This is a genomic window from Kluyvera sichuanensis, assembly GCF_014218705.1.
In the GTDB taxonomy this organism is placed as follows: domain Bacteria; phylum Pseudomonadota; class Gammaproteobacteria; order Enterobacterales; family Enterobacteriaceae; genus Kluyvera; species Kluyvera sichuanensis.
This window is the reverse complement of the sequence record NZ_JABBJF010000067.1, coordinates 1-2852: the sequence shown is the minus strand read 5'-3', so window position 1 is coordinate 2852 and position 2852 is coordinate 1. Positions and strand designations below refer to the sequence as shown.

Genomic DNA, 2852 nt, shown 5'->3' with positions numbered 1-2852 from the left:
GAGAGCATAAAAAATATTGGGGCAGCGTGAGCTATGCTGCCATCGCTGGTCCCTTCCCGTCACTTTGAAAACCCGGATACCAGCAGACAAATTTATCCTGCAGTTCGTTATTCAAAACGGCGGTCCGGGTCTGTAACAAATAATGAGCCCCTTTTCTGCTCCACTGCATCTGCTGCTTTTTGGCCATTCGTCTGGCGATCACTTCATTGATCGTGGATTCCACAAACGCGGTTGATACCGGCTCTCCGTACCGACGCATTTCGCCGTAGTTTGGGATCATCATCTTATTATTCCGGATGTAGGTATACATTTCATCCAGATGTTTTTGCAGGGATTTCAGGCTAGGATAGCTGAGTTCAGGGTCATCGCAATACATAACGCAATTATCAATATGTTCCAGCGCAGCGACAACATTGCCATGCCAGAGATATCGTTTAATGCTTTCCAGCAGTGCCAGAACTTTACTCCCCGCCTCTGGATCTGATACCAGCAGTCCCCGGGCATATTGCATGAGCACCGTCAGCCTCATGGTGATATGAAACCAGTCCAGCACATGCGTTGACTCAGGGTACATACCGAACTGGAGGTCCCTGAGATTATCCGCGCCGTCGGACAGAAAAAATATCTGCTGGTTGGCCTGCATTCCCTGCGCTGAAAGGTGGGTCATGAGCCTGCGTTCCGGATGACAGTCATCCTTCTGAACAAAACCGAAGCGGCGGGTGTCAGCAGGCGCACCAACGGAAAAAGACTTCCCGGCAATAATTTCAAAATTACGCTTTTTGTCATCCCGATCGCGAACATAACCACCATCTATACCCACCACAAGCGGTTTTCCTGGCCTGGGCAGGTTCCCCCAGTCGCGGGGGCAGCCGGAAAGAAAACCTGAATGAGCTTCAGCCTCAGCGTCAAGACGCTGCGCCACCTGGCATAAATGATTCCTCACCGTTGAGGCATTCAGGCTGTGGCCCACCGGCAGAATATCTTTCAGCAGACGAGTCGTCATTTCATAGGAGATCATCGAGGCCCAGCGGGTTTCAATATATTTCAGTGCCGGGTGAGAATAATCGCCGGCCCAGTCGCTGAGCAAACTGACTGTCTTTGTATCACTCTCTTCACAACGGCACCGGTACACCCGAAGCCCGGATACCGGAATAACGCCAAACAGCGTCCGGTACCGTATTTTCTGTTTGCCTTTGATTCTGCGCGCAGCAAGGCAGTGAGGGCACCGGATATGGTGTTGAGTATATTCGTCTGCCTGCAGCTGGACCACCGACTGCTGGACCGTATTCAGCAACAGCTTGGATTCTGACACCGATAATCCGATGTCGTTCCGGGTCTCCCCTGATTTCTGGATTGTCATCAGTTCCTCCGTTCGACTGGAGCCTGATTCATCGGTGATGACTATCTGGAGCGTCAGTTGCATCATTGCCTCCTGCTGTGGTGGATGACTATCTCCCGGCTACTGGTTGTTCATCTGGTGACGAAGCTTATAATATGTGGAAACGCCAAGGCCCGCATGGTCGCAGGCGATCCTGAGCCTGACCCCTCTGCTTCTGAGTGCGTCAATTTCCTGGATCTTTTTGATATCGGCGCCGGGGCGCCCTGTTTTTTCACCCCGTGCTTTTTTCGCGGCGATGCCGTCGGCCTGCCTTTCCTTCAGTAAGGCTCGTTCAAACTGGCTGAATGCCGACATCATGTGCAGCTGCAGTTCCTGCATCGGATTGTTTGTGCCGGCGCTGAACGTCAGCTGCTCTTTCAGAAAAATAAGGGTAACGCCCTGGTCACGAAGCCGGGTGGTGACAGCGCACATATCCGACATATTCCGGCAAAGGCGATCGATGGAATGAACCAGAAGCGTATCACCAGGGCGTAATTGCCCCAGGAGTTCCTGTAACCCCGGGCGGTTTGTGTCCTTCGCGCTGGCATGCTCAACACAAATTTTATCAGGCTGAAAACCCGCCTTTGACAATGCCTCTTCCTGACGGGCCGTATTCTGATCGGCCGAGCTTACCCTGATGTAGGCATATTGCACGCAAAACCTCCGGAAGGTCTTTAAACATCATAGAGATTTAAAGAATAATCCATAAACACTGATTTAGGGAGGTTTATAGACATTTTTTCGGGGATCTGAGAGGCATGCTGAAAACGTATACCTTTATAGACATCAGTCAGCGACGACGGCCCAGCCAGATAACTTCAGGCTCCAGTACCGGAGATGCAAGGTCGAGCCTGCTCAGTTGCCGGTTGATTTTGTGGCGGTTGAACCTGACAGCATCCAGGTCGTCAGCAAAAGGGCGGATCTCGCCGACCGTTGTTTCATCATCCGCATTAACGATAGCTTCAAGAAACGCCAGGGTTTTATCGAACTCATCCGCAGCTGTGGCTCCGGGCATACCATGGCCGCTTATACAAAACGGCGCTTTCAGCGTAGAGTTTTCATAAATGGCCTCAACACGAATGTCATGAAGCCAGTGCTCAAAGAAATTGTATTCATAGGTAAAGCGATCGCCAGCATCAAAAGCAAAATCATCAATCACGACCCGGAACGGATTATCGACAAAACCGATGCCTCCTTCGTAGGAGATACCGTAATCTTTGCCATAAATGTGAAATTGATGGAGATGGTCGTCCCCCCAGCCCTGCACTATCTGGAAAATGAAGTGAAGCGCGGCCAGTGACGTGTCGGCAGCAATTCTCAGCCGACGCCAGACCATCGGACTGACTCCATGAACTGCTATTTTGATGACGTAGATCTTCATAGTCAGCAGGTATTGTTATGAAATGATGGTGGTTATTTTAACCCCTGTAGATGGCATCATTCGATGGCTGCCCCGAGGTTTTTCATGCTCTCC

The 2852-nt window shown here is 51.0% G+C and carries 3 protein-coding genes; all 3 read right to left on the bottom strand.

Annotated features, from left to right (window positions below):
* Positions 1 to 31: 31 nt before the first annotated feature.
* The 3 genes from HII27_RS26715 to HII27_RS26705 all read right to left on the bottom strand — a co-directional run bounded on the left by HII27_RS26715 (position 32) and on the right by HII27_RS26705 (position 2759).
* On the bottom strand, positions 32 to 1423 hold the full coding sequence (locus HII27_RS26715; RefSeq protein WP_014839878.1) for an ISKra4-like element ISKpn19 family transposase: 1392 nt from the start codon (positions 1421 to 1423) through the stop codon (positions 32 to 34).
* 36 nt (positions 1424 to 1459) lie between these two features.
* A complete protein-coding gene (locus HII27_RS26710) occupies positions 1460 to 2032 on the bottom strand; it encodes a recombinase family protein (protein WP_001493762.1) in 573 nt (190 codons plus the stop codon).
* A gap of 136 nt (positions 2033 to 2168) precedes the next feature.
* Positions 2169 to 2759: a plasmid pRiA4b ORF-3 family protein gene (locus HII27_RS26705; RefSeq protein ID WP_012477564.1), complete on the bottom strand. Its 591-nt coding sequence runs from the start codon at positions 2757 to 2759 to the stop codon at positions 2169 to 2171.
* Positions 2760 to 2852 lie beyond the last annotated feature (93 nt).